Here is a 3,050-nt window from a genome sequence, read left to right on the forward strand (position 1 = left end):
ATTCTAGACACCATGTAGTTACCCACGAGCGAACCGCGCAACACGCTGACCAGCGCAAACAGTTCCAGACGCGAAGAAAACCCCAAAAATTGTGGAAGTCAGGTCAGACCGACGCTGTCGACGCCGTCGTCGACATTTTCGCCGGGCAACCAAAGCATGACGGGATCTCCTACCGGATCGACCCGGGCAGGGTTCGGCCGAAGACCGCGCCGGCGCTCTTCGAGGTCCAGGAACGCCCCGACGCGGGCCTGCGCAATGCCGAGATCGCACTGTCGAGCACCCAGCTGTTGGAAAACGTTCACGCCGTCCAGCGGTCGCGCAACCTCCCGCTGTCGAAGTCGCTCGCCACCAGCGCTGCCGCGCCAGGAGCCCCAAACCTTGACGTCGAGATGGAGACCGGAACCGGCAAGACCTACGTGTACATCAAGACGATCATGGAACTGCACAAGCGGTACGGATGGTCGAAGTACATCGTGGTGGTGCCGTCGGTGGCGATCCGCGAAGGTGTGAAGAAGTCCTTTGATGTCACCGCAGACCACTTCCAGCAGATCTACGGCACGAAGCCGCGCTCGTTTATCTACAACTCCTCCCAACTGCATGAGCTGGAACGGTTCAGCTCCGATGCCGGCGTGCAGGTCATGATCATCAACATCCAGGCATTCAACTCGACCGGCAAGGACAACCGCCGGATCTACGACGAACTCGACGACTTCCAGTCTCGCCGCCCGATCGACGTCATCAGCGCCAACCGCCCGATCGTAATCGTCGACGAGCCACAGAAGATCGGAGCACCGAAATCCCTGGCAGCACTTGCCCGATTCAACGGCCTCATGATGCTGCGGTACTCCGCTACACACAAAGTGGAGCACACCAAGGTGCACCGACTCGACGCCGTCGACGCTTACAATCAGAAGCTCGTCAAGAAGATCGCGGTGCGCGGGATCAAAGTGAAGGGCCTCGCCGGGTCGACGGCCTACCTCTACCTTGACGCGATCGAGATCTCAAAGGGAGCCAAACCGCGCGCAAGGGTCGAAATCGAAGTGCAAACCGCGTCGACTATCAAACGGCAGGTCAAGCGCCTTGATCTCGGCGCCAACCTGCACGACATCTCCAACGGAATCGAGGCGTACAAGGGCCTCTTCATCACCGAGATCGATGCCAACCGCGACGTCATCGAACTGAGCAATGGCGACGTCGTCACCGCCGGTCAGCTCGCCGGCCGAGACGTCACCGAAGATACCAAGCGCCGGATCCAGATTCGCGAAGTTGTGCGCGCCCACCTGGAGAAGGAGCGCGAACTCTTCAGCCAGGGAGTGAAAGTGCTCTCGCTCTTCTTCATCGACGAGGTAGCGAAGTACCGCGACTACGACCGCGACGACACCCTCGGCGACTACGCCCGGATCTTCGAGGAGGAGTACACGTCAATCCGTGACGAGGTGCTGGGTGAGCTCGACCTCGACGAAGCCGCTGAGGCATACCGGACCTATTTGCGTCGCGACGACGTGCGCCAGGTCCACGAGGGGTACTTCTCCATCGACAAAAGGACCAAACAGCAGGTCGACGGCAAGGTGTCCGGACGCGGCGACGACAAGGGGCAGTCAACCGACAGCGATGCCTACGACCTTATCCTCAAGAACAAGGAGCGCCTTCTGTCCCTCGCCGAGCCGGTACGGTTCGTCTTCTCACACTCCGCACTACGTGAAGGCTGGGACAACCCGAACGTGTTCGTGATGGGCATGCTCAAGAAAAGCGACAACACGGTCTCCCGCCGACAGGAGATCGGGCGTGGCCTCCGCTTGGCCGTCGACCAACACGGAGAGCGGATGGACAACCCTGTGACGGTGCACGAGATCAACGAGCTGACCGTCGTCACCGACGAGTCCTATACCGACTTCGTCACCGGACTCCAGCGCGAGATCGCCGAGTCTCTCGCCGCACGCCCCCGGAAAGCGAGCCCGACGTTCTTCGTCGGCAAGACCATCCAAACGCCGTCGGGTGAGATCGTGGTCGACGACGGCATCGCGAGCGCGCTCTACAAGTACCTGGTCAAGAACGACTACGTGAACGATGACGACACCATCTCCGAGACCTACAAGCAGGCCAAAGAGGAGGGCGTCCGCGCCGCAGCAACGTCTGAGATCCTCAAGCCCGTCATCGACTTCGTCTGGCCGTTGATCGACATGTTGTACCTCAACCTGCCCCAGCCCATCGACGACCGCAAACCGAAGAAGATCCCGCTCAACGAAGCCAACTTCGCCCGCAAGGAATTCCAGGCGCTCTGGGGCCGAATCAACCACCGCGCCGTGTACCAGGTGGACTTCGACTCCAAGGAACTGATCGGCAAAGCCATCGAGCACCTCGACAAGCACCTCAACGTCGCCGCCCTGCAGTATGTCGTGCAGGCAGGTAGGCAACATGATCAACTCGAAGCCGACGACCTCACCACCGGGGCCGGATTCTCCGTGCAAGCCACCCAGACCCACACGGAAACCAAGAGCTCCGGGTCGCAGGTGAAGTACGACCTGCTCGGTGAGATCACCGAGAAGACCCAGCTCACGCGTCGCACGGCAGCTGCCATTCTGCGCGGAATCACACCAGCGACCTTCGCCAAGTTCCGCCAGAACCCAGAGCAGTTCATCACCGAGGCAGCCCGTCTCATCAACGAACAGAAGGCCTCGGTGATCGTGGAGCACCTCACTTACGACACCCTCGAAGACCGTTTCGACTCCGCGATCTTCACCGAGAACCAGACGGCCCAGGACTTCTCCAAAGCAGGCGGCAAGCTCGCCAAGCACGTCTACGACTACGTCGTCACCGACTCGAAAGTTGAGAGAGAGTTCGTCACCGAACTCGACACCAGCCATGAGATCGCCGTGTACGCGAAACTTCCGCGCGGATTCTTCATCCCCACCCCTGTCGGGGACTACAACCCGGACTGGGCGATCGCCCTGAGTTGCACAGGTTTAGTTACCCTTGCGCTGGTTCGGTCGGTGGTGTCTGAGGGCGTCGAGGATTGTGGTGGTCTCGGCTGGGATTTCTGGGGTGAAGGT

General features: G+C 60.5%; 1 protein-coding gene. It reads left to right on the plus strand.

Annotated elements, in window-relative coordinates:
* Positions 1 to 89: 89 nt before the first annotated feature.
* Positions 90 to 3,050, plus strand: a 2,961-nt coding sequence (locus ACFFN1_RS13730; protein ID WP_376841396.1) for a type III restriction-modification system endonuclease, incomplete at its 3' end; no start/stop codon positions are given.

Origin of the sequence: Brevibacterium otitidis, from assembly GCF_042429315.1 — a bacterium.
GTDB lineage: Bacteria > Actinomycetota > Actinomycetes > Actinomycetales > Brevibacteriaceae > Brevibacterium > Brevibacterium otitidis.